At 67.7% G+C, this 22,098-nt stretch carries 23 protein-coding genes and 2 tRNA genes; 10 read left to right on the top strand and 15 right to left on the bottom strand.

Annotated features, from left to right (window positions below; all coding sequences use genetic code 11):
* Positions 1–75: 75 nt before the first annotated feature.
* Both ABZ470_RS41070 and ABZ470_RS41065 read right to left on the bottom strand, forming a co-directional pair.
* Positions 76–366 (bottom strand): hypothetical protein, encoded by a 291-nt coding sequence (locus tag ABZ470_RS41070; protein ID WP_362918576.1) that lies wholly within the window; start codon positions 364–366, stop codon positions 76–78.
* Positions 363–647, bottom strand: a complete 285-nt coding sequence (locus tag ABZ470_RS41065; RefSeq protein WP_362918574.1) for an SDR family NAD(P)-dependent oxidoreductase — start codon at positions 645–647, stop codon at positions 363–365. Before ABZ470_RS41065 ends, ABZ470_RS41070 begins: the two co-directional genes overlap by 4 nt.
* Before the next feature lie 110 nt (positions 648–757).
* On the opposite strand from ABZ470_RS41065, the gene ABZ470_RS41060 reads away from it, so the two are divergent.
* Positions 758–1,330, top strand: a complete 573-nt coding sequence (locus ABZ470_RS41060) for a hypothetical protein (protein ID WP_362918572.1) — start codon at positions 758–760, stop codon at positions 1,328–1,330.
* 314 nt (positions 1,331–1,644) lie between these two features.
* On the opposite strand, the gene ABZ470_RS41055 is transcribed toward ABZ470_RS41060, so the two are convergent.
* From ABZ470_RS41055 to ABZ470_RS41045, 3 genes are all read right to left on the bottom strand, one after another.
* Complete coding sequence (locus tag ABZ470_RS41055; RefSeq protein ID WP_362918570.1) at positions 1,645–2,586, bottom strand: NmrA family NAD(P)-binding protein; 942 nt, start codon at positions 2,584–2,586, stop codon at positions 1,645–1,647.
* On the bottom strand, positions 2,583–3,191 hold the full coding sequence (locus tag ABZ470_RS41050; protein ID WP_362918568.1) for a TetR family transcriptional regulator: 609 nt from the start codon (positions 3,189–3,191) through the stop codon (positions 2,583–2,585). Before ABZ470_RS41050 ends, ABZ470_RS41055 begins: the two co-directional genes overlap by 4 nt.
* 141 nt (positions 3,192–3,332) lie before the next feature.
* The gene (locus ABZ470_RS41045; protein ID WP_362918566.1) at positions 3,333–3,794 is read right to left on the bottom strand and encodes a DUF6461 domain-containing protein; all 462 of its coding nucleotides are present in this window, start codon (positions 3,792–3,794) and stop codon (positions 3,333–3,335) included.
* Positions 3,795–3,908: 114 nt separating this feature from the next.
* Between ABZ470_RS41045 and ABZ470_RS41040 the strand changes: the two genes are divergently transcribed.
* Positions 3,909–4,466: a hypothetical protein gene (locus ABZ470_RS41040; protein WP_362918564.1), complete on the top strand. Its 558-nt coding sequence runs from the start codon at positions 3,909–3,911 to the stop codon at positions 4,464–4,466.
* Between the two features lie 247 nt (positions 4,467–4,713).
* Here ABZ470_RS41040 and ABZ470_RS41035 read toward each other — a convergent pair.
* The 7 genes from ABZ470_RS41035 to galU all read right to left on the bottom strand — a co-directional run bounded on the left by ABZ470_RS41035 (position 4,714) and on the right by galU (position 9,492).
* Positions 4,714–4,787, bottom strand: a tRNA-Ala gene (locus ABZ470_RS41035).
* A gap of 70 nt (positions 4,788–4,857) precedes the next feature.
* Positions 4,858–5,619 (bottom strand): hypothetical protein, encoded by a 762-nt coding sequence (locus ABZ470_RS41030; RefSeq protein ID WP_362918562.1) that lies wholly within the window; start codon positions 5,617–5,619, stop codon positions 4,858–4,860.
* Positions 5,620–5,743: 124 nt separating this feature from the next.
* Positions 5,744–6,397: a GNAT family protein gene (locus ABZ470_RS41025; protein ID WP_352014343.1), complete on the bottom strand. Its 654-nt coding sequence runs from the start codon at positions 6,395–6,397 to the stop codon at positions 5,744–5,746.
* A 68-nt stretch (positions 6,398–6,465) separates the two neighbouring features.
* Positions 6,466–6,939, bottom strand: a complete 474-nt coding sequence (locus tag ABZ470_RS41020) for a MogA/MoaB family molybdenum cofactor biosynthesis protein (protein WP_352014180.1) — start codon at positions 6,937–6,939, stop codon at positions 6,466–6,468.
* The gene (gene moaC, locus ABZ470_RS41015; protein ID WP_352014181.1) at positions 6,936–7,406 is read right to left on the bottom strand and encodes a cyclic pyranopterin monophosphate synthase MoaC; all 471 of its coding nucleotides are present in this window, start codon (positions 7,404–7,406) and stop codon (positions 6,936–6,938) included. The genes ABZ470_RS41020 and moaC overlap by 4 nt, the downstream gene beginning before the upstream one ends.
* Complete coding sequence (gene glp / locus ABZ470_RS41010; protein WP_362918578.1) at positions 7,403–8,587, bottom strand: gephyrin-like molybdotransferase Glp; 1,185 nt, start codon at positions 8,585–8,587, stop codon at positions 7,403–7,405. The genes moaC and glp overlap by 4 nt, the downstream gene beginning before the upstream one ends.
* A 5-nt stretch (positions 8,588–8,592) precedes the next feature.
* Positions 8,593–9,492: a UTP--glucose-1-phosphate uridylyltransferase GalU gene (gene galU / locus ABZ470_RS41005; RefSeq protein WP_352014182.1), complete on the bottom strand. Its 900-nt coding sequence runs from the start codon at positions 9,490–9,492 to the stop codon at positions 8,593–8,595.
* 23 nt (positions 9,493–9,515) lie between these two features.
* Here galU and ABZ470_RS41000 point away from each other — a divergent pair, with 23 nt between their 5' ends.
* The 3 genes from ABZ470_RS41000 to ABZ470_RS40990 all read left to right on the top strand — a co-directional run bounded on the left by ABZ470_RS41000 (position 9,516) and on the right by ABZ470_RS40990 (position 12,085).
* Entirely contained in the window at positions 9,516–10,088 is a 573-nt protein-coding gene (locus ABZ470_RS41000) for a 5-formyltetrahydrofolate cyclo-ligase (protein ID WP_352014183.1), read from the top strand.
* A 60-nt stretch (positions 10,089–10,148) separates the two neighbouring features.
* Entirely contained in the window at positions 10,149–11,654 is a 1,506-nt protein-coding gene (locus tag ABZ470_RS40995) for a potassium/proton antiporter (RefSeq protein ID WP_362918560.1), read from the top strand.
* 119 nt (positions 11,655–11,773) lie between these two features.
* Entirely contained in the window at positions 11,774–12,085 is a 312-nt protein-coding gene (locus ABZ470_RS40990) for an FmdB family zinc ribbon protein (RefSeq protein WP_362779466.1), read from the top strand.
* 11 nt (positions 12,086–12,096) lie between these two features.
* Here ABZ470_RS40990 and ABZ470_RS40985 read toward each other — a convergent pair whose 3' ends face one another.
* Positions 12,097–14,094, bottom strand: a complete 1,998-nt coding sequence (locus ABZ470_RS40985) for an MDR family MFS transporter (protein ID WP_362918558.1) — start codon at positions 14,092–14,094, stop codon at positions 12,097–12,099.
* A gap of 375 nt (positions 14,095–14,469) precedes the next feature.
* On the opposite strand from ABZ470_RS40985, the gene ABZ470_RS40980 reads away from it, so the two are divergent.
* The 3 genes from ABZ470_RS40980 (at position 14,470) to mscL (ending at position 16,825) form a co-directional block, all read left to right on the top strand.
* Positions 14,470–15,279, top strand: a complete 810-nt coding sequence (locus ABZ470_RS40980) for an S-methyl-5'-thioadenosine phosphorylase (RefSeq protein WP_362779462.1) — start codon at positions 14,470–14,472, stop codon at positions 15,277–15,279.
* Between the two features lie 384 nt (positions 15,280–15,663).
* Positions 15,664–16,359, top strand: a complete 696-nt coding sequence (locus tag ABZ470_RS40975; protein WP_362918556.1) for an SAF domain-containing protein — start codon at positions 15,664–15,666, stop codon at positions 16,357–16,359.
* A gap of 61 nt (positions 16,360–16,420) precedes the next feature.
* Positions 16,421–16,825: a large conductance mechanosensitive channel protein MscL gene (mscL, locus tag ABZ470_RS40970; protein WP_352014189.1), complete on the top strand. Its 405-nt coding sequence runs from the start codon at positions 16,421–16,423 to the stop codon at positions 16,823–16,825.
* Between the two features lie 73 nt (positions 16,826–16,898).
* Here mscL and ABZ470_RS40965 read toward each other — a convergent pair whose 3' ends face one another.
* Entirely contained in the window at positions 16,899–18,032 is a 1,134-nt protein-coding gene (locus ABZ470_RS40965; RefSeq protein WP_362918554.1) for a D-alanyl-D-alanine carboxypeptidase family protein, read from the bottom strand.
* Between the two features lie 1,114 nt (positions 18,033–19,146).
* Between ABZ470_RS40965 and ABZ470_RS40960 the strand changes: the two genes are divergently transcribed.
* Both ABZ470_RS40960 and ABZ470_RS40955 read left to right on the top strand, forming a co-directional pair.
* A tRNA-Arg gene (locus ABZ470_RS40960) sits at positions 19,147–19,219 on the top strand.
* A gap of 847 nt (positions 19,220–20,066) precedes the next feature.
* On the top strand, positions 20,067–20,672 hold the full coding sequence (locus ABZ470_RS40955; RefSeq protein ID WP_362918552.1) for a thioredoxin domain-containing protein: 606 nt from the start codon (positions 20,067–20,069) through the stop codon (positions 20,670–20,672).
* Between the two features lie 301 nt (positions 20,673–20,973).
* Here ABZ470_RS40955 and ABZ470_RS40950 read toward each other — a convergent pair whose 3' ends face one another.
* Positions 20,974–21,363, bottom strand: a complete 390-nt coding sequence (locus ABZ470_RS40950; RefSeq protein ID WP_352014192.1) for a hypothetical protein — start codon at positions 21,361–21,363, stop codon at positions 20,974–20,976.
* Positions 21,364–22,098: the final 735 nt, after the last annotated feature.

The raw sequence follows: 22,098 nt of genomic DNA, 5'->3' as shown, positions 1-22,098 counted from the left end.
ACGTGTGAGCTGTTCGGGGGTCACATCCGGAGCGAACCATCACACGGTGGCATTGACCAGTCACAACAGGCTGACCTAACAAAGCACTACTAGGCGATCAATGAAGATCCCGGTCGGCCCGTCGGCGTCGATCATCGCGAGTTCGACGATCGGGTCGGTGCCTTCGGTGACCGTCAGCTGGCCGGTGTGACCGTTCATGTCGGTGGCGGCGAACTTGCGGTTGGCGACTTCTCCAGGAGTGACCATGTTGAACTTGATCTCCGGGAGCGCCTGGGCGTACCGGACGGTGATCATGTTCAGCGCCGCCTTCGACGAGCTGTGGGCGAGCTCGTGCATCTTCGAGGCGGGCTGCCCCGAATCGGTCACGACCGCGAGGTACCGACGGCGCTGGACACCATCACCACCCGCGGATTGTCCGCCGCCCGCAGCAGGGGAAGAAATGCGTGCGTGACTCTGACCGGTCCGTACACGTTGGTGTCGTAGACGGAGTGAATCTCGTCAACCGTCGCGTCCGCGGGTGCGACGGCCCTTCCCGGCGCGCCGGCGTTGTTGATCAACACGTCCAATCGGTCGGTGTGCTCCCGAACGAGCCGTACCGCGTCTCTCACCGACTCCTCCGAGGTCACGTCCAGCGGGACCATGATCACGTTCGCGCCGCCGGTGGTCAGCTTGGCCGCGGCCGCCTGTCCCCGCTTGAGCGGGCGGTCTTCGTGCTGCGTGAGGTGTTCGACTTCGGCTTTCCGAGGTCGCGTCGGCCGTGGGGCGCTCGGAGGCGGCGTGCCGCCAGCTGGTCGTGCGGGCGCGGCGCCATATGGCCGCAGGCCGGCCCCGCTTCGAGGCGGCCCGCAAATCGCGGGAAGAACTGGCGTCGCGGTTCTTCAACGCCCTTCACGAAGGCGACGTCGCCGGCCTGCAGAAACTCCTGTCCGCCGACGTATCGATGGTCGGCGACGGCGGCGGCAGAGCCCCGCAGCTGGCCAAGGCCGTCTTCGGCGCCCAGAACGTGGCCCGGCTGCTTGCCTCTGTCTTCCCCCGGATGGCTCTGATCGGCGTGACGTTCGAGCCGCATGAGATCAACGGCCAGCCGGGCGCGGTCTTTCGCGGCCGAGACGGCAAGGTACTCCACATCCTGGCGCTCGACGTACTCGACGGGCAGATCCAGACGATCCACGCGGTGATCAACCCCGACAAGCTCGGGCACGTGGGCCCAGTGGCGGATGCCTGGGCAATCGACCGCGAAGTAAGACAGGAACGCCAACTCACGAAACAGCAGACTGCACCTCGAACCCTGCTCCAAGAGCTGTCCTTGAGTGAGTCCGAGCTGGGGTGACTGCCGGGTGGTGGCTCCGGACCCGTCGGTCACCCGCCCACCCGAGCCTTCCCGGACACCTGCTCCGCAGCCCCAAACCAGGACGAACCCAATTCGGAGACCTCTGAAACGACAAGATCTCGTCTGATCGCGATGATCAGACGGGACCCGTCAACCTCAGTCCAGCCGTTTCAAGAACGGCTCTGGGTGGGGCGTTCACGAGTGGGTGTGGCCTGGGCGGCGAGGCTCGTTGGAAGATGGCTTCCCAGGCGAGGCTTGCGGTAGCGCGAAACTTGAGGACCGCTTTCAGCGCCGCCGCCCTCATCGAAGGTTGTTCAGCCCCAGCTGGGCTGCTGAGCGAGCACCTGGTCCCAGTCAACGGTCTGCGCCCAGGCCAGGTAGGAGTGCCAGCCCACTTCCGGGAACTCCGCATGCAGCGCGGCTATATCGGTGTGCGCCCGGTTGTCCTCGAAACTCTGGAACATGTCGGCGATATCGTCCCCGGCCCACTGGCGGATCATCGGAATGGGAATGTTCTCGTACGGCACGGGCGAGCCGATGGCCTCCGACAGGAACCGCGCGGCTTCCAGGGTGGTCACGCTGTCGGAGACGACATCGATCGCTCTCCCGTACAGCTTGGTGGGGTTCTCGATCGCATGGACGGCCATGCCGGCGATGTCCAGCACGGAGACCTGGTCGAGCTTGCGGTCAGGAGAGAGCGGGAAGGCGTAGACGCCCTGGTTCAGCCGGGTCAAGCCCACGTTGAGCGCGTTCTCCATGAAGTAGGCCGGCTGAACACTCGTGAAAGTGGTGCCTTGCTCGATGAGGTAGCGGTGCACGACCTGCTTGGCGGAGGCATGCTCGACGGTGAAGTCGACGCCGCTCGCCGCCCCCTTGACCGAGGAGTACACCAGGTGTGCGCCCGCCGCCCCCGCCGCGTCGGCGAGGGCGCGGCCCTGGGCGATCTCCTCGGCGGCGCCGTTCTCGCCGAAGGGAACCGTCAGCCCGAAGATCGCGTCCATGCCCTTCGCCGCCCTGGTGAGGGCTTCGCGATCAGCGAGATCTCCGACCGCGAGGCGGATGCCCTGCGCGGCGAGCGCGTCCGCCGCCGGGGTCGCGGGGTCGCGGACGTAAGCGACGGGTTCGTGGCCGTGCTTGAGGAGGCGTGCGACGACGGCGCCGCCCTGCTGGCCGGTGGCTCCTGTGACGAGGACACTGGTCATGAGATCTCCATATTCAATCAGTTGAATGATTTTATCGATGAGGACGAGCCTCACACCTGCCGTACATCGAGAAAGGCCGAGAGATCCTCGCTCACGCGTTGCCGGTACTCCTGCGACAACGGATCCACCTCGTAGATCCCCTCGATCACCTGCGGAAGCGCAACCGGAGCGAAGGCGAGCAGAAAGGAAAGCAGCGCGACGAACTCGGGCGAGTGGCCGTCGCCGATCTCTCCCGAAGCCTGCCGGGCGCGTGTCTGCTCGACGGCGGCGGCAGCCACCGTGCGCCATTCCCGCGCCAGCGCGTCGGTGTCGCCGGGGTAATCACCGAGCGCCTGCCATACCACCAGACGGGCCCGCCGGGGATCACGCAAGGTGGCGTTCAACACCATGCGGAAGCTCTCCAGGAACGGCTCGGCCTTGCTGGCCGGGACCAGCTTCGTGCGCCGCTCCTGCCAGCTCGACAGAAGCTCTTCCAGCAGACCTTCCTTGCCGCCGAAGTAGTAGGAGATCAACTGCACATTGACACCGGCGCGCTTGGCGATGGCCGCGGTGCGAGCGCCGCTGTACCCCTTGGCGGAGAACTCGTCCAGGGCCGCATCCAGGATGCGCTTCCTCGTACGTGCCGCCTTGTCCGTTTCCGGGACCCGATCTCCTGGCATGTGCCCAGTATTATCAATCAATTACATGATTACAAGACCTGGGCCAGGACGTTGATCATTTCCCGGCTTCACTTCCCGCCAAGAGAGTGATCTTTCCCCGCCTCCGCCGAGGCACTTTTGCACGGCCCGGACGCGGTAGGGTCATGGGGTGATGTCAGGCAGGTTCTGGCGCGCCACCATGCTCAGGCGAGTAGTAGTCGCATACAAGGGCATCGGCTGCAGGTGCTGAGGTTCCAGACGGGCACCGGTACGGTGCTCGGCAAGGGCGAGTGCAGCCTGGAGATGGCGGTCGATGAACCCGTCACCGGGATCCTGGTAGCCGGGAATCATGTCGAGGTACTCGCCGTCGAGAAGTTGGTCGTCCAGGTGGCGTATGGGGCTGTAGCCGCGATACATGGGATCGAACCTGGCGCGCACTTGGCCGTCAACGGCGTAGAGGAAGGTGGCGTGCCAGTTGACGCCGGCGATCAACGCACCGGCCGGCAGATCGCGAACCACGTCTCGCATGATGCCCGCGTAGGCACCCCATTCGATCATGACGGATCCCCCCGATGCAGTGCCCACCTCGATGCCGCCCGGGCCGATGTAGTCGGGGTCGTCCACGGCCCGCAGGCGGCGCAACACGTCGGAAGAGCTCGCCGCGCTGATCGCCGCGCGAGAACCGTACTTGCTGCGCCTCAAACAGAGCGCGAACGCGGACGGCGCCGTCCGCTACCAGTGCCCGGCAGCAAGCACCTCCCCATCGGTCACCTGCCCCCGCTTCGACCGCCTCCACCAGCGCGGACCCAGCCGACCCACCGCTGTCGACCTGACCGACGCCCGGCAGCGAGCCGCCCATCCCGCGTCCTGCCGCCACAACCTGATCTGAAGGCCGACCAACTGCCGAAGATCTGCAGCCAGCACACCATCACCGTCCGCAAGGACGATCTCGGCCACCTCGACAAGTTCCGCCAGGACCTCGCCTACCTGAGTTCCGCCTGGATCGGGACCTACAAGTCCGTCCGCGCCAACACCGAAGGCATCAACGGCAGACTCAAGGGACACGACCTCGACCTCGGCGATCCCAAGAACCGGCTCGCCCACGGACGCGTCGCCCAGACCATCCTGGTCGCATTGCTCGTCACCGTCGCCAACGACCACTTCCTCGACCAGTGGCGCCACACCCGCCAACCCCAAGACGAGCCCGTCACACCCGCCGACACTCCGCAGACTCCACTCGATCCTTTCGACGGCACGCCACCTCCAAGCCGGAGCAGGCCACCACCAGCCCCATAAGCCGCGAATCCCACCATCTCCTCGCAGCGCCCCACTCGCCGTCGGCTTCGCCATGCCCAACGGCCGGATCTCGGTCCTCCACCAGCGGCCCGACACCATCTGGGCCTTCCCGGACGCCTGCTCCGCAGCTCCCAAACCAGGACGAACCCGATTCGGAAACCCCTGAAACAACAAGATCCCGCCTGATCGCGATGATCAGACGGGATCCCGTCAACTTCAGTCCAGCCGTTTCAAGAACGGCCCTCGGTGGAGATGAGGGGATTCGAACCCCTGACCCCTTCGATGCGAACGAAGTGCGCTACCGGACTGCGCTACATCCCCGAAGACGTCCCCTAGATTAGCAAACATCCGGAGGCGCTCGCGCCATCCGTGCACCGGGGTGTGGAGGAGATCAGTCGCCGACCGCGCGGCGGTTCGGTTCGGCGTACTGGTCGAAGATCTCGTCGCGGTGGGCCGACAGGTCGATGATCTCGGCGGCCGGGCGCCGTGTCTCAAGCTCGGCCCGCCTGCGGGCCCGCCTGGCGCGTTCCGCACGCGCCTGAGCCGCGGCCTGACGACGCTGGGCGTCGAGCCGTACGGCGCTCCTGAGAACCACCAGATAGAGGCCGAGAAGGGTCACAGAGGGCGCCACGCCCCACCAGGGGATGACCTGAACAGAGGCCGTCACCGTTGAGGCGACGACCAGGAGAAAGCACCACAGGGTCAACCGTCTGCGTTTGGCCACCCGTCTGGCCCGGCCGCGCAGTTCCGCACGCCTGCGTTCCGTGGCGGAGCGCCGTAGGGGCCGGGTGGGCGGGGCGGGGGTCACACGAGGCGCGGGCGCCTCCGACGAGGTCTCCCGGAAGCCGGACGACGCCTCCGCCGGACGATCGGACGCTCCGGTCTGACGGGAGCCGGACGACTCAGCCGGACGGGGGTCGGACGGCCTGTCCAGGTTTTCCCGGACGACCGGGGCCGACGGCGCCGAGGGGAGAACGATGTCACGCTGCGTTTCGACCGAGTCCTCTGAGGGCAGTTCCTCCTCGTCCTGAACGTACGGCTCGGCGTCCTCGGTGAGTTCGGTGAAGGCGGCCCGGTCGCGACGCAACCACATGGGCACGAGCACGCACAACCACATGACGACAATGGCCAGGTACAGAAGAACGCTGCTCACGGCCACCTCCGGGCAGCATGGAAACGCCTGGGGTCCTTTGGCGTCTCCAATGTGCTCACGTCACGCACAGTAAGACCGCGTGTCACTATTTGACGAGTATTCAGTGCGGTGTGTCGCGAGATCTTCAAGCCTCTTCATGGGGAGGGCCACCATGGGCCGCCGCCTCCCGGGCCCTGCGCCAACGCACCAGCAAACCTCTTGGTGCGTCTTCAACCGTGAGCGCGTAACAAATGTGGTCGCGCCAAGCGCCATCTATGTGCAGCTGGCGCCGTCTTATGCCTTCCTCCCTAAACCCCAGTTTTTCAACCACCCGTCGGCTCGCGTGATTTTCCGGACGGATATTCGCCTCAACCCGGTGCAGACCGGTGGTGAAGAAGCAGTAGTCGACCGCCATCGCCACGGCGGTCGGGGTGATGCCCCGGCCCGCCAGGGCGCCGTCGATCCAGTAGCCGATCTGAGCCGACCTGGCCGAGCCCCAGACGATGGCGCCGATGGTGAGCTGCCCGGCGAAGGCGCCACGGTAGGTCATCACCCAGGGCAGGGCGAGCCCCTGTCTGGCCTCCCTGCGCAGGGTGCCCGCCATCGAGATGTAGGGGCCGAGACCGGTCCGGAAGAGCGGGGTCTCCGGATTGCTCGGCTCCCAGGGGCGAAGCCAGCCGGCGTTGCGCAGCCGCGTCTCGCGCCAGACACGAACGTCTCGCAGGCGCAGCGGCCGGAGTCCCACCGGGCCCTCCGTCAGGGTCACCGGCCAGCCACGAAGTCGATCCACGTTCCCCATCATCCTCCCAAGACGCGCCGACGTGCCATGGAGTCCCCCGGCCTGTCAGCGTGTGCGACAGGAGGGCGTCATCGGGGGTGGTCGCCTCCCCTGATCTGGTCGACCGCGTGGCCGAGGATCGGCGCGAGCACCGCCATGCCGTCGCGGACCCCGCCGGAGGAGCCCGGGAGGTTGACGACCAGGGTGTCGGCGGCCTGTCCCGCGAGCCCTCTGGACAGGATCGAGGTGGGCACCCGGTCGCGGTTGGCCTGCCGTACGGCCTCGGCGATGCCGGGGATCTCGCGGTCGAGCACCCGCGCGGTCATCTCCGGGGTCAGGTCGGAGGGGGTCAGCCCGGTGCCACCGGTGGTGACGATCACGTCGTAGTCTTCGGCGATCCCGGCGCGCAGGGCCTGTTCGACCGGTTCTCCGTCGGGAACCACCCGTGGGCCGTCCACCTGGCATCCGGCCTCGGCGAGCAGCTCCGCCAGGAGCTTTCCTGATTTGTCCTCGTATATCCCGGCAGAGGCCCGGTTGGAGGCGGTGATCACCAAGGCTCTCATGTCCTGGTCCACGTCCCGGTCTTGCCGCCGGTCTTCTCCTCGACCCGGACGTCGGTGATCACGGCCGCCGGATCGACCGCCTTGACCATGTCGATCAGTGTGAGGGCCGCGACCGAGACGGCGGTCAGCGCCTCCATCTCGACGCCGGTCCGGTCGGCGGTCCTGACCAGGGCGACGACGTCCACCCCGTCGTCGGCCACGGTCAGCTCGACCTTCACCCCGTGCAGCGCGATCGGATGGCAGAGCGGGACCAGGTCAGGGGTGCGTTTGGCCCCCATGATGCCTGCGATCCGCGCGGTGCCGAGCGCGTCGCCCTTGGGCACCTCACCCGACCGCAGCAGGGCGACGGCCTGCTCGGACAGCAGCACCCTGCCGGTCGCGCGGGCCGTACGGACCGTGACGTCCTTGGCCGAGACGTCCACCATGCGCGCCGCGCCGGTCTCGTCGATGTGCGTGAAGCCACTCATAGCGGGATGACCTCGACTTCCGTTCCCTCGGGCACCGCGGTTACGTCCTCGTCGATCACGATCAACGCGTTCGCCGTGGCGAGCGCGGCGAGCTGGTGGGAGCCCTGTCTGGTCACCGGGGTGACGGATCCCCCGGCGAGCACGGCGCGCAGGTAGGACCGCTTGCCCTGGGGCGAGCGCAGCGGGGCGAGGGTCACGGCCCGTACGGCCGGCACGGGCCCCGGCTCCAGCCCTCGCATCTTCCGCAGCGCGGGCCCGACGAACAGTACGAACGACACGAACGACGACACCGGGTTGCCCGGCAGGGCGAAGACCGGGATCCGGCCCTCCCCCGCGACTCCGAAGCCCTGGGGCATGCCCGGCTGCATCGCGACCTTCTCGAAGCGGAAGGTGTCGAGATCGCCGAGCGCCTCCTTGACCGGCTCGTAGGCCCCCATCGAGACCCCGCCGCTGGTGATCACGGCGTCGACCTCGGACAGGTGGGCGTTGAGCTGGTCGAGGAAGCCCGTGGCGTCGTCGGCGGTGATCCCGGCCCGGTAGGCCTCACCGCCCGCCTCCCGCACCGCCGCGGCCAGGGCGTAGCTGTTGGACTCCCAGATCTGCCCCGGCCCCAGCGGCGTGCCCGGCTCGGCCAGTTCGGAGCCGGTCGAGATGACCACCACCCGTGGGCGGGGCCGTACCAGCGCGTGGGCGCGGCCGACCCCGGCCAGGATGCCGAGCTGGGCGGGTCCGATCAGTGTCCCCTCGGGGAGCACGACGTCGCCCGCCAGGACGTCCTCGCCCGCCAGGCGGATCGCGTTCCCGGCGGGCGCGGACCGTTCGAACCTGGCCTGTTCCCTACCGCCGTCCGTCCACTCGACCGGTATGACCGTGTCCGCGCCCTCAGGCATGGGGGCGCCGGTCATGATGCGCATGGCCGTCCCCGGCGCGGCGACCGGCCGTCCGCCCTCACCGGCCGCGACGTCACCGGTGACCGGCAACGTCACCGGAACCTCCGCGACGTCACACGCCCGTACGGCGTAGCCGTCCATGGCCGAGTTCGCGAAGGGTGGCAGCGCGACGGGAGAGGCGACATCCTCGGCCAGGACCGTGCCCAGCGCCTCCTGAAGCCCCGTCTCCCTCGGGGCCGTCGGCCGTACGGCGAGCAGGATGTCGGCGAGGTGCTCGTCGACCGATCTCATGGAGGTCATCGGTTGGCCAGGAACTCCTTCAGCCAGGGCAGGAACTCGGGCGCCAGGTCGGGGCGGTCGGCGGCGAACTGGACCACCGTGCGCAGGTAGTCGAGCTTGTTGCCGGTGTCGTAGCGACGGCCGCGGAACAGCACGCCGTGCACCGGACCGCCCTCGTCGCCACCACGGGCGGCCAGGGTGCGCAGGGCGTCGGTGAGCTGGATCTCGTTCCCGCGGCCGGGCGGGGTGTTCTCAAGGACCTCGAACACGGCCGGGTCGATCACGTAACGGCCGATGATCGCCCAGTTGGACGGCGCCTCCTCCGCCGGGGGCTTCTCGACCAGGTCGGTGACCCGGACCACGTCGTCCTCATCGGTCGGCTCGATGGCCGCGCAGCCGTACAGGGACACCTGCTCCTTGGGGACCTCCATCAGGGCGATGACGCTGCCGCCGTGGGCCTGGCGGACCTCGATCATGCGTTTGAGCAGTTCGTCGCGGTAGTCGATCAGGTCGTCGCCGAGCAGGCAGGCGAAGGGGTTGTCGCCGACGTGCTGCTTGGCGCACAGCACCGCGTGGCCGAGACCCCTCGGCTCGCCCTGCCGTACGTAGTGGAGGGTGGCCAGATCGGCGGGCTCGCGCACCTGCGAGAGCCGTTCGTCGTCACCCTTCGCTTCCAGGACTTCCTCCAGCTCGATGGCTCGATCGAAGTGGTCCTCGATGGAGCGCTTGTTCTTGCCGGTGACCATGAGGACGTCGAGCAGACCGGCGGAGACCGCCTCCTCGACGACATACTGGATTGCGGGCTTGTCGACGATCGGCAACATCTCCTTGGGAGTCGCCTTGGTCGCCGGTAGGAAGCGGGTGCCCAGGCCCGCGGCAGGGACGACGGCTTTGGTCACGAGATCGAAGTCGGCCATACGAAAACGATAGTGGAGGGGTTGTGGACAAGCCGAGGCTGCGGTCGGCGATCGGGGTCGCGCGCGCCGCGGTTTCCGAGGAAGACAGGCACACCGCCTCCGTCATGACGAGGGAGTCGCTGCTCGAACAGCCGTGGGTCCAGATGGCGGGGCTGGTGGCGTGTTACTGGTCGATCGGCACCGAGCCCTCGACCCACGGGCTCGTCTTCGCGCTGTGGAAGCACGGCGCCACCGTGATGCTTCCGGTGCTGCGTGAGGACGACGATCTCGACTGGGCTGTCTACGACGGTCCCGACACCCTCGCCCCCGGGCGTTTCGGGATCATGGAGCCGGTCGACACCCGGCGTGGCGTGGACGCCGTCAGGACCGCGGCCCTGGTGATCGTGCCCGCCCTGGCGGTAGACCGCTCCACCGGGGTGCGGCTCGGCCGCGGTGGTGGCTCCTATGACAGGGCCCTGGCCAGGGTCGGCCCGAATGTGCCCACGGTCGCCCTGCTCTACGCGAATGAGCTGCGGGAAGACGTCCCCGGAGAACCGCACGACATACCGGTTCGTTACGTCGCGCAACCAAATGGAATCACCCGAATTGTCCCTTGATGTGCCTAACGACTCTGTCCAATACGACACAATGGTCCCTGGAATCAGAGAGGGGACCGGATGGGGTTGGATGTCTGGCTGCTTCTCGGTGCGGGTGTCGTCATCGCGGCGATCGTCGCGGTACGGGTCGCCCACCGCAGCGGACTTCCCAGTCTCCTGATCTTCCTGGCCTTCGGTCTGCTCATCGGTGAGTCCGGCCTCGGGCTCCAGTTCGAGAACCCGGTGCTCGCCCAGCAGATGGGCCTGATCGCCCTGGCGGTGATCCTCGCCGAAGGTGGCCTGACCACCAACTGGAACCACGTACGGCGCTCCATTCCCACCGCGCTCGTGCTCGCGACCGTCGGGGTCGGGGTGAGCATCGCCACCGTCGCCGCCGCGGTGCACACCCTGCTCGACATGGACTGGCGGACCTCTCTGCTGCTCGGCGCGGTCCTCGCCTCGACCGACGCCGCGGCGGTGTTCTCCGTACTGCGCCGCCTGCCCCTGCCCTCCCGGCTGGCGGGCATCCTCGAAGCCGAGTCCGGGTTCAACGACGCGCCGACCGTCATCGCGGTCATGCTGCTGAGCGCCGCCGCCTCCCCCAGCCTGGGAGAGGCACTGCTGATGGTCGTCGTCGAACTGGCCGTCGGAGCGGTCGTCGGCCTGGCGGTCGGGCCGCTCGGCGTCTACGCGCTGCGCCGTATCGCGCTGCCGATCTCCGGCCTGTACCCGATCGCGGTGCTCGCGCTGGCGTTCGTCGCCTACGCGGGCGCCGTACTCCTGCACGGCAGCGGTTTCCTCGCGGTCTACCTGGCCACCCTGGTCATGGGCAACTCCCGGATGCCCCACCGCGCCTCGTCGAGGGGCTTCGCCGAGGGCGTCGCCTGGCTGGCCCAGATCGGCCTGTTCGTCATGCTCGGCATGCTGGCCAGCCCTTCCGAGATGCCGTCGGCGATCATTCCGGGCCTGGTCGCCGGACTGATCCTGGTCGCCGTTGCCAGGCCGCTCTCGATCGTTGTCTCCGCCCTGATCGTCAGGAGCGCGCGGATCGACCGGCTCAACTGGCGGGAGCAGGCCTTCCTGTCCTGGGCGGGACTGCGCGGCGCGGTGCCCATCGTGCTGGCGACCATCCCCTGGGCGGCCAACTCGGTGCACAACGGCGTCGCGAAACTCGTGTTCAACGAGGTCTTCGTGATCGTCGTCGTCTACACGCTGCTGCAGGGGCCGACGCTGCCCTTCGTCGCCAAGGCCCTCGGCCTGTCGACACCGGACGAGGCACGTGACCTTGAGGTCGAGTCCGCTCCCCTTGAGGAACTCAACGCCGACCTGCTGCAGGTCAAGGTGCCGCCGACCTCCAAGCTCCACGGCGTCGAGGTCTTCGAGCTACGGTTGCCGACCGACGCCCAGGTCACCCTGATCGTCAGGGACGGCAGGACGTTCGTTCCCTCGGACTCGACGAGGATCAGGATCGACGACCAACTCCTGATCGTGACGACCGCGGCCTGCAGGGAAACGGTCGAGCGCAGGATGAAGGCGATCAGCCGCCGGGGCAAGCTGGCGGGCTGGTTCGGCGAGCGGGGCAGCTGATCCATTCATTCCCACCCGGAATGCGACAGATCCGACTCGCGTTTATGCTTGTCGGCTGCCTATCATTAGCAGTCGCGTCAGTAGAGTGCCAGACGGCGCGGATCGAAGGAGGAGGAACGGTGCCCACCTACCAGTACGCCTGCAGCGCATGCGGCAACGAGTTCGACATCGTCCAGAAGTTCTCAGACGACGCGCTCACCGAGTGCCCGTCCTGTGCCGGTGAGCTGCGCAAGGTGTTCTCCGCGGTCGGCATCGTGTTCAAGGGCTCCGGCTTCTACCGGACCGACAGCAGGTCCTCCTCTACCAGCACGGTGAGCTCGTCCTCGACGTCCGCCTCCTCCGGCTCGTCCGGAGAGTCGAAGTCAAGCGAGTCCAAGCCGAGCGAGTCCAAGCCCGCCGCCGCCGGCACCCCGGCTCCCGCGGCCTCCTAGCGCGGCACCCGTCACGCTCCGGCGGCTCCTCGGGGGCGGTCGGAGGCCGAGCCGAGCATCTCGTGGGGCAGCCTGTCCAGCAGCTCACGAAGCCCTGGATGCCGCGCGGGGTCCCAGTCGTCGATCATCCGCCGCAGCCCCTCGCGGGCCTCGGCGACAAGTGCCCCGGCCACCCGTTCACCGGCCGGGGTCAGTTCAAGGCGCCCGCCGCCGTCGGTACGGCGGGCCAGCCCTCGCGTGACGAGCAGATCCGCGTACGGCCTGCCCCTCTCGACCGTGACCCCCGCCCGTTCGGCGAGTTCCACGCTTTTCTGACCGCCCCCGGTGCCCAATCTGGCGATCAGCCACACCGAACCCGGCGGCAGGTCGAGACCGGCCGTCTCCCCGAGACGGCGGTAGTAGTCCCGGCGCATGTCCGCGTCGGCCAGTCGCCACAGCCCGCGTTCCACCTCGCGCAACGAGGAACGCTGCGCGGACACCGCGCCATAGCACTCCCCCAGGTCCGCGGGCCTGGTGGTCTCGCGCAACGGCACCTCGGGCAGCAGCCAGGCCGCTGCGAAGGCCACCAGCGCGACGGGCGCGGTGTACAGGAACACCCCGGCGATCGCGTCCGAGTAGGCCGCCAGGAACGCCGCCATGGCCCCGGGCTCCAACCTCCTGACGGCCGTCGGATCCGACTGGACCGCCGTGGCGACCCCCGGCGGGAGCCGTACGGTCCGCGACAGCCGTACGAGGTCGTCGGTCAGCCGTGAGGCGAAGACCGTGCCCGCGACGGCGACGCCGAAGGAACCGCCGATGGAGCGGAAGAAGGTGACCCCCGAGGTGGCCACCCCCAGGTCCTCGAAACCGACGGCGTTCTGCACCACGATCACCAGCACCTGCATCACCAGGCCGATGCCGACGCCCAGTACGAGCAGGTAGACGCTCAGTTCGAGGACCGGGATGTCCACCCGGACCCGGGAGAGCAGGCAGAGCCCGAGCGTGGTGACCGCGCCACCCGCGATCGGGAAGACCTTGTACCTCCCGGTCCGGGTGATGATCTGACCGCTGACGATCGAGGTCACCAGCATGCCCGCCATCATCGGCAGCAGGTGGATGCCGGACCACGTGGGCGAGACCCCCTGCACGACCTGGAGGAACAGCGGCATGTAGGTGAGCGAGCCGAACATCGCGAAGCCCACGGCGAAGCCGATCAGCGACGCCACGCCGAAGGCCCTCGACCGGAACAGATGGGGCGGCAGCACGGGCTCCCTGGCCCGGTTCTCCACCCGCCACCAGAGGGCCAGCAGGAGCGCCGCCACCAGCACCAGGCCGACGACGACCGGGTGGGTCCAGGGGTAGACGGTGCCGCCCCAGGTCGTCACCAGCACCAGACAGGCGGCGGCCGAACCGAGCAGGACGATGCCGAGATGGTCGATGACGTGGTGGGTCCGTTCCGTGTCCTGGGGCAGCGCGGAGGAGATGACGGCGAACGCCACAACCCCGACCGGCAGGTTGACGTAGAAGACCCAGTGCCAGGACAGACGGTCGACGAACAGGCCGCCGAGCAGCGGCCCCGCGACGCTGGAGACGGCGAAGACCGCGCCGAAGAACCCCTGGTACCTCCCACGCTCCCTGGCCGGCACGACGTCCCCGACGATCGCCTGGGCCAGCACCATGAGCCCGCCCCCGCCGAGCCCCTGCAGGGCGCGGAAGCCGATCAGCTGTCCCATGTTCCGCGACAGGCCGCACAGCGCGGAGCCGATGAGGAAGATGACGACGGCCGCCTGGAAGAGTCCCTTCCTGCCGTACTGGTCGCCGAGTTTGCCCCACAACGGCGTCGAGACCGTCGAGGCCAGCATGTAGGCCGTGACCACCCAGGAAAGCTCCCCGAGGCCGCCGAGGTCGGCCACGATCGTCGGAAGCGCGGTGGCGACGATGGTCTGGTCGAGGGCGGCGAGCAACATGCCCAGCATGAGCGCCCCGATGACGAGCCCCACCCCGGCCCCCGTACGGCGCGCGACATCCATGCCGTTCCCCTACCCACGGCTCTTGTTTCCGTACGGCATGCCCTGGCAGGGATCAGCCAGGTTTGTTCATCCGGGCCATGTCTGTCCCGGGGACGCCCGTCGTGTCCGGCCCCTCACGGTTGTCGGATCGCCCCGGAGGGATCGGCTTTACGACAGGGCCCTGTTGAACCGTTTCCGCGACGCTTTCACCTGGATCATGGGCTTTTATGCGACCCACCGCCCTTGACCGTTTTCATAGCGGGTTTCACGATCCATGACGCTGTTGTCCAGGATCACGGCCCGGTTCTCCACAGGGAGAATGTGCTCTTCTCCAGTTATCCACAGGACGCGCATGGGCCTCCTCAACGGCTCGTCGATAACGCTAATCTCGGCGCCATGGTCACCAAAGCGGACATCGGAGTCATCGGCGGCTCAGGCTTCTACTCTCTGCTCGACGACGCGGCAGAGGTCGAGGTAAGCACCCCCTACGGCCCGCCCAGCGACGTCATCACCGTCGGCCGGATCGGATCGCGGTCGGTCGCCTTCCTGCCCAGGCACGGCCGCGACCACCGTTTCGCCCCTCACCTCATCCCCTACCGCGCCAACCTGTGGGCCCTGCGCTCCCTGGGTGTCCGCCAGGTTCTGGCCCCCAGCGCGGTCGGTTCCCTGCGTCCCGAGCTCGGCCCCGGCACCCTGGTCGTTCCCGACCAACTCGTCGACCGCACCCTGGGACGCACCCAGACCTACTACGACACCGGCGGCGTCGTTCACGTCTCCTTCGCCGATCCCTACTGCCCCCTGGGGCGCACGGCGGCCATCGAGACCGCCCAGTCCTCCGGGTGGGAGCTGGCCAAGGACGGCACGCTGGTGGTCATCGAGGGCCCTCGGTTCTCCACCCGCGCCGAGTCCCGCTGGTTCACCTCCAACGGCTGGACGATCGTCGGCATGACCGGCTCCCCCGAGGCGGTCCTCGCCCGTGAGCTGGCCATGTGCTACACCACGCTGTCCCTGGTCACCGATCACGACGCCGGCGTCGAGGTGGGTGAAGGGGTGACCCACGAGGAGGTCCTGGCCTTCTTCTCCACCAACATCAACCGGATGCGCTCCCTGGTCGCCGACGTCGTCACCGCCCTGCCCGAAGAGCGCGCCTGCCCCTGTCCCAACACTCTGAACGGCCTGTCCCTCCCCTTCGAGCTCCCCGGCTGACCAAGATCTCCTACGGCAGGCGCCCGGCTTCCGCGCCGGGCCTGCCGTACGGCACCGCCCGTCCGCTCTGTTCGGCCGTCCCAGACACCACTGCCCGAGACGACACATCTTCGTACGGCGAGACCCGGCCGCTCAGCCGACCCGCGTACTCCTCGGTCCCGTCCAAGCATCGCCTCGCTCCGCGAGAGGCGCCCCGCACCACTCCCGAGGCCGCGTTCCCCGCCTCCGGTACCTCAGAAGGTCTTTCCTCCCGCGGCCTCTCACCGGCTCCCAGCACGTCGACGCCTCCCGCCTTCGGCTCTTCCGGCGTTCTCTCCCGCCGTCTCACCCACTGATGTCCGGTCGTTCCGACGACCGGATCTTCGACCACCCCCGGAGTCAGACATGCGCGTCCTCCGCGATCCGGCCGGTCCCCCGGCTCGGTCTCCCGCCCGCCCTCGCGCCCCCTCCGCTCCCGGCTCCCCGGTCCGTGGCGTGGACGCCCTGCTCCGTTTCGGAGGGCGTCGTCATCGGATCGTCGCGGCCCTCGTCGCCGCGTCGGCGATGGCCTGTGCCCTGGTCGGGCTAAGGCCCGGCAGTGCGTCGGTGACCGTGCTCACCGCAGCCAGGGATCTTCCCGGAGGGGCGCTGGGCGCCTCCGACCTGAGAGCGGTCGCCATGCGGCCCGAGACCGTCCCCGACGGCGCGCTGAAACCCGGCGCGCCGATCGTCGGCAGGGTCCTGACCGGTCCCGTGCGACGAGGGGAGCCGCTGACGAACGTCCGTCTGCTGGGTCCCGGCCTGTTGTCCGCCCGGGGGCCGGGGACGGTCGCCACCCCTGTCCGGGTCGCGGACCCTCAGACGGCGCGCCTGCTGTCCGCCGGCGACGTCGTGAACGTGCTCGCCACCCCCTCCTCCTGGGACGGCGCCGCCCCCGCCCGGACCGTGGCCGAGGGGGTCACCGTACTGGCCACGCCTGGAGGCGAGGCGGACCAGGGCGCGCTCGTGGTGCTGGCCACCTCATCGGCACAGGCCGCCGAGCTGGCGTCCGCCCAGGTGGGTGGTCACCTCTCGATCACTATCAACCCTCACATAAAGTAATGTGACAGATACCCAAGGTGATGACATGGATGCCGGCTGAGCACATGGACGAGGGGGAACCATGATCAACGGATTCAAGAACTTCCTGCTACGGGGCAACGTGATCGACCTCGCCGTCGCGGTGATCATCGGCGCCGCCTTCACGGCGATCGTGAACTCCTTCGTCAGCGACATCCTCACGCCGTTGATAGCCGCCATCGGCGGGCGTCCCGACTTCTCCGCGCTCACCCTGCGCATCGGCGGGGGCGAGATCAAGTACGGCCTCTTCCTCAACGCCCTGATCTCGTTCCTGATCGTGGCGGCCGTCATCTACTTCCTCATCGTCAGCCCCTACGAGAAGCTCTCCTCCAGGTTCGCCAGGCGGGAGGAGAGCAGCCTGCGCGACTGCCCCGAATGCCTCTCCGAGATCCCCCGGGCCGCCGTCCGCTGCTCCCAGTGCACCGCCCAGGTCACCCCTGTCCGCTGATCACGAAAGGCACCGGCCATAAAGGGCGCTGGTCGCGAAAGGCGCGCCATGGCTTCGCGACCACGTCGCAGCCCTACAGCAGGGAGCCAAGCTTTGGGTCGTACTCCCAGTGCCAAGGCTCAAAAGGACTGACATACGCCCATTTCGGATGCATCCAGCCGTACTTCTTGCTGTTGGCCTCCAGCCAGTTGAACTCGGCCGACCGGAACCGCTCCACGCCCCCGCACAGGTCCACGGCGAGCCCGAGACCGTGGTTGCTGCGTCCGGGCACGGCGGCGAATCCGGGCCTGCGGTAGTAGACGGACTGCTGTTCGGCCAGGCTCCGATAGCTGTCCGTCACGCACATGTGCTTGCCGAACCTCTGCCGGTAGGCCTCGTTCAGGCTGATGAACGCCAACGCCGCGTCGGCCCGCAGCTGGTTGCCCTGTTGCTGGAGCGGACAGAGATAGGCCTTGGGGATCAGGCCGTTGGGGAAGTCCTCCAGAGAGGTCGCCCTCGTCGGATCACACCCCCCCACGGGGTTGCCCGACCTGTTGACCTTGACCCCCAGTTTCACCAGTGCCTGCGTCAGCGATTTCACGATCTTGGAGGAGCGGTCCCTGAGGGTCTGGATCTCGGTGTTCATCTGCGCTTCCGCCAGAAGGGTGCTCGCCCGGAGTTCCTGGGCCTCCCCCGCCAGGCGCTCCTTCTCCGCCTGCAGACGGGCGCCGTCCCCAAGGACCTGGTTGCGTTCGGCCGCGATCTGGTTGATGTCGGCCATGGCTCTGAGGGTGGAGGCGTCGGCGTCACCGGCCAGGAAGAAAAGGGCGTCGCCCCCGAGGGGACGCTGGTAGAGCTGACCGATCAGGTCCGACAACGGCTGTCGTAGCTGCGCGAAGGCCCGCTCCGCGACCTGCAACTCACGGAGCTTGGCGGCCAGTTCCTTCTCCGAAGCCTGGATCTTGGCACGCCTCTGCTCCAGCGCCTTTGTCGCGCTCTCCAGCTCCTTGGCTGCTTTCTCCGCCTCACGCCGCAGCTCGGTGAGGTTGACGGGTGCGCGAAGGGTTCCAGTCGGGGTGACCCGCGTTTTCTCTGCGAGGGTGGTCGACTTACCGGCGGCGACCGACTGGGCCTTCGTCTGCGTCGGATTCGCGGTAGCCACCCCCGGGACGAGGGAAGACATCGCCGCGACGACGACGATCAGGCCCGCCGATCGACGAGGTGGCACGTTCGACCCCTCCGTTTGCGAACTCGTGACCTGGGTCAGGCACGCACGTTACTACAGTCAACCAAGTGCCTGGGTCGGACTCAGTACAGCTGATATGCGTCAAACACCCCATTTGGCCATCTGGTGGCTCAGGTCTTGTTGCGCATCTCTTCTACGCAGACCTCCCACAACCAGGTGTTCCGCCACTCCTTGGGGCACTCGAATCTGTCGTTCGACGGTTCGGGGCGCGGAGGCTTCTGGACAGGCCGTCGCACCGGCGGAGCCGGACGCTCCTTTCTGATCACACGAGTCGGGGAAGGCGGCTTGGCGACCCCCGCGGAGCGCGCCTTCGGGACGGCCACCGGCGGCACCCGCCTCCCGTAGACGCGGACGAGCCCATGCCGATGCGGGATACCTCTCGGTCCCAGGACCGTACTCGGCGAGCCGGCATCCGGCCGCTGGAGTGCGCCCGAGGGAACGACCTCGGCCCTGCGCACCACATCCCGCACTGGTGCGATCGTGACGGGCACCAGGGCGATGGCGCGCGACGAACCACCGTTTCCCTCCTCCTCCGTCACTCCCCAAACCCCAAGTGCCTGCCTCGCCGCTTTCACCCTTTCCACGTAGGAATCACGGCGGTCACGATCATGCGCCCGAGCGAGCGCCCAGTCCTTCTCGTGCCTCAAGGCTCTGCCGATGTCACCGAGCCCTCGAAAGGCGGGTTGTGTGTCGGAGCCCTCGAAACCCTTACGGATGCCATGAAACCCATGAGCATGAGACTCGTGGGGAATACGAGGACCACGAGGTAAGCCATCACGGAACTGACCTCCGGCGACCCCGCGAGAACCTGTCCGGTATCCGGTGAGTTCCGCCACCAGCAGGCCTATCGCCAGAAGCACGGGCGCCAGCATCGCCCCGCACAGCACGAGCAGCTGCAACGCTCGGTGCCCGTGGATTCGCTTCCGTTGCCCGTCCGTCACGGAGTGTGACACTAGGCGTCGCCACTCCGGCGGCACTCGTCCACTTGCCGCCCTTTTACCGCAGCTCAGCGAACCGATAACCCGGCGATCGCCGCCAACTCCCCCTCCGGGCGCGCATCCACTCCACACTTTCGCTACTCTTATGGAGAGTCCCTGCCTCCGTAGCTCAGGGGATAGAGCACCGCTCTCCTAAAGCGGGTGTCGCATGTTCGAATCATGCCGGGGGCACTCTTCTTCCAGCGGGTACACGCTCGACCTGTGGCTGGGCCCGCCCGGGCGGGTCACGTCCACGCCGATGGCGCGTGATCCTGTTTCTACAAATTAAGCGGGTTGTGGACCGGTACGACGTCCGCGACGAGGCGCATCCGGCACCTGGCGAGCCCATCGAACCCCAGGTGGTGGCGGGCCCCCCGCCCATCGGCCGCGCGTGGTCCAGGTGCCCACACGCGATGGCTGCCCGGCCTCCAAGGCCTCGATGGCCCAGGCCTACTGGACGCACATCCGCTCGACGGCGGGCCGGTCGAAGACAGCGCACGCCAGAGTCGCCGCTCGCGGCGGTCGGCGCGTTCATCGGTCCGCTCACCGCGTCCGGCGCCACAGGACATTGGCATCGGCCGACATCGGCGTCTCGGCCATGGTCTTCGCCATGGATCGCAACAGATCCGGATCGCCGGTCTCGATCTGCCGCGCCGGCCATCGCCTGGTTCAAGTTTCGAACTTGGTCTTCGCCACTCGAAGGATCACGTGACGGCCGTCCTCACTCAGGGCACCGCGCCATCCAGCCGGAAAACTCACACACCGCCTCCGTGGAGACGACCACCGGCCTCCTCCATATCAAGCACGGTTTGTGCGGGAGGACAGAGGAACCATCTCATATCGCCTTTCGAGCGACCTGCCACATCTAATCATCATAATATGTTATGTTACCCTCCCTAAAATCGTGGCCTAGGGGGTTATATCGGTGAAGCGCTGGAAAAGAGGACTGGTCCCTGCGCTTCTCGTGGCGGTACTGGCAGTGGCATGGGCCCAATCCGGGGAATCCGGCAGTGAGCGGGCCAGGGCATCCTACGCGTCCTTGAGCGAAGTACCGCAGAAGCTGGAAAAGGACGGCACGACGGTCTCGATCGGTGATCCCAACGCGGCCGTCACCGTCCATCTGTATGAAGATCCGCGCTGCCCGGTCTGCGAGGAATTCGAGCTGACGGGCGGTGGACCGGTCCTGCGGAACTGGGTCCTGCAGCGGAAAGCGAAAGCCGAATACACGCTGGCCTCTTTCCTGGATGATCGACTGGGCGGCAATGGCTCGAAAAGAGCCGTCAACGCCCTCCGAGCCGCCCTTGAGGTCGGGAAGTTCGCCGAGTACCACGAGGTCCTCTACGCGCACCAGCCCGATGAGCTGAACGACGGCTTTACCGAGGCACGGCTACTCGAACTGGCCTCTCTGGTCGACGGGCTCCGAAGCCCGTCCTTCGACACAGCCGTGAAAGGGATGAGGCACCAGGACTTCATTACAAGATCGCAACAGCAGTACCAGCAGGCGGGCACATATGAAGGCCGGCCGGGCCCGGGAACTCCCACCGTAGACATCAACGGCAGACGGGTTCCCGACGAGGACTTCGAGGCCATCTTCGACGAAGAAGGCTTCGCCTCGCTCCTCAGCATGGCCGAACCGGCGTCATAGCGAGCCTGCCTGGTTCCGTCACGGGCGGCACACGGAGTGATCCTGAAGGTGCTCGCCCGCTTCGCCGCTGTTTTCCAAGCGTTCCATCCGCATGGATCCCCCGGCCCGGCACCGGCATCACGTTCGGATCATCCTTACCGCGGACGTCGTCGGCGAACGGCCCTCGGGCCCGCGGGCGGCACCTGGCCGGACCAGGATCACGAGGAGAACCACACCGTCGCCGACGTCCTTGCGGGCGAACGGGAAGCCCCGGTGCGCGCCGGTGGCCGATCGCGGAGACCCACGCCTGTCGGCGTATTCCTCAGGCGGGTCGCGACGGGGCCAGGGCGGTGAACACCCGTTGGCGCAGCAGTTCGTACTGTTCACGGCACCGGCGGGGCGGGCCCGGTGGCCGATGCTGTACGTGGCCGCCGACAACGACCTCGCCGGAGCCGAACTGGTCGGAGGTGAAGTCAACCTCGGTGCCGTCAGGCAGCCGGTTCCAGTAGTGGTTCCAGGCCTTGGCCCCGTCGACATGGACCTCGCCAAGGATCAGGTCTCCGCCGAGCAGGTCCTGAACCACCAGTGCCGTCGTGCCGCACTGACTCCTCGCCGGGTTGTCCGGCCGCCACTGTTCGCGGCCCACCGGATCACAGGTGTCGGGTCCCCATGCGGCTCTCAGCAACGGCCGCAGCAGTTCCGCGTTCAGCATCCTGGGAGTGTCGCAGAGAGGTACGACAAATCCGTTGACCGGCAGACGGGGCCGCGGCTGACTTGGGATCCTCCGCTCTCCGCATGCGGCATTGACCTCAACCGCGACCATGGCACCCGTTCTCTCTGTCGCGTCATGCGCAGAACCAGATAACGGCACGAAGACCAGAAGGGCGATCACCGAGTTCGCCGGAAATCCGCCGACCGACGGGGAGCACAGGTCCGCGTCGCGCTCGGTACACGCACGGAGGCGCGCCGACCCGGCGGCGAGCACTCCGGCGCCTTCGTGTCCGGCCGAGTCACCTCGGCCTCAGCGCGGCGGGATCCGCCGGGGCGGCCGACGCCCGGCCTCCTTTGTCCGCATACGGCCATGAGGACAGCCCGACGAAAGAGGGGAGAATTCCTGCCGGAACCTCGATCAGCCAACCATCACGAATGGGACTTTTCACATAAAAACGGCTGATATCAATGGGCATTTTCCTTTTCGGTGCGCTCAATCCGCCCACAACAATCCTGTCAGTTCGGCCACATTTTTGGCACTGGCGCCCATCACGCCCCATTGATAAATGTTGCTCACCAGGCCGCTCTTTCCAGGGCCTGCCATGTGGATCGCCCCCCTGGAAACCGTTCCAGAAGCCCGGAGACAGGCCCGGAGGCGGGTTCTTCCCACTGAACGCGGCAGCCCAGGAATGCACGCGTGCGCTCCCTGCGACGGAACACGAGACGTCGAGGGCGT

Source organism: Streptosporangium sp. NPDC020072 (genome assembly GCF_040631445.1).
GTDB lineage: Bacteria > Actinomycetota > Actinomycetes > Streptosporangiales > Streptosporangiaceae > Streptosporangium.
This window is presented reverse-complemented; position numbering and strand designations above follow the sequence as displayed.

Excerpts from the sequence above, each read along its gene's own strand:
- ABZ470_RS41050 (WP_362918568.1), bottom strand. The coding sequence starts at position 3,191 with ATGCCAGGAGATCGGGTCCCGGAAACGGACAAGGCGGCACGTACGAGG.
- ABZ470_RS41025 (WP_352014343.1), bottom strand. The coding sequence starts at position 6,397 with ATGGGGAACGTGGATCGACTTCGTGGCTGGCCGGTGACCCTGACGGAG.
- ABZ470_RS41020 (WP_352014180.1), bottom strand. The coding sequence starts at position 6,939 with ATGAGAGCCTTGGTGATCACCGCCTCCAACCGGGCCTCTGCCGGGATA.
- moaC (WP_352014181.1), bottom strand. The coding sequence starts at position 7,406 with ATGAGTGGCTTCACGCACATCGACGAGACCGGCGCGGCGCGCATGGTG.
- glp (WP_362918578.1), bottom strand. The coding sequence starts at position 8,587 with ATGAGATCGGTCGACGAGCACCTCGCCGACATCCTGCTCGCCGTACGG.
- galU (WP_352014182.1), bottom strand. The coding sequence starts at position 9,492 with ATGGCCGACTTCGATCTCGTGACCAAAGCCGTCGTCCCTGCCGCGGGC.
- ABZ470_RS40995 (WP_362918560.1), top strand. The coding sequence starts at position 10,149 with ATGGGGTTGGATGTCTGGCTGCTTCTCGGTGCGGGTGTCGTCATCGCG.
- ABZ470_RS40985 (WP_362918558.1), bottom strand. The coding sequence starts at position 14,094 with ATGGATGTCGCGCGCCGTACGGGGGCCGGGGTGGGGCTCGTCATCGGG.
- ABZ470_RS40980 (WP_362779462.1), top strand. The coding sequence starts at position 14,470 with ATGGTCACCAAAGCGGACATCGGAGTCATCGGCGGCTCAGGCTTCTAC.
- ABZ470_RS40975 (WP_362918556.1), top strand. The coding sequence starts at position 15,664 with ATGCGCGTCCTCCGCGATCCGGCCGGTCCCCCGGCTCGGTCTCCCGCC.
- mscL (WP_352014189.1), top strand. The coding sequence starts at position 16,421 with ATGATCAACGGATTCAAGAACTTCCTGCTACGGGGCAACGTGATCGAC.
- ABZ470_RS40950 (WP_352014192.1), bottom strand. The coding sequence starts at position 21,363 with ATGCTGAACGCGGAACTGCTGCGGCCGTTGCTGAGAGCCGCATGGGGA.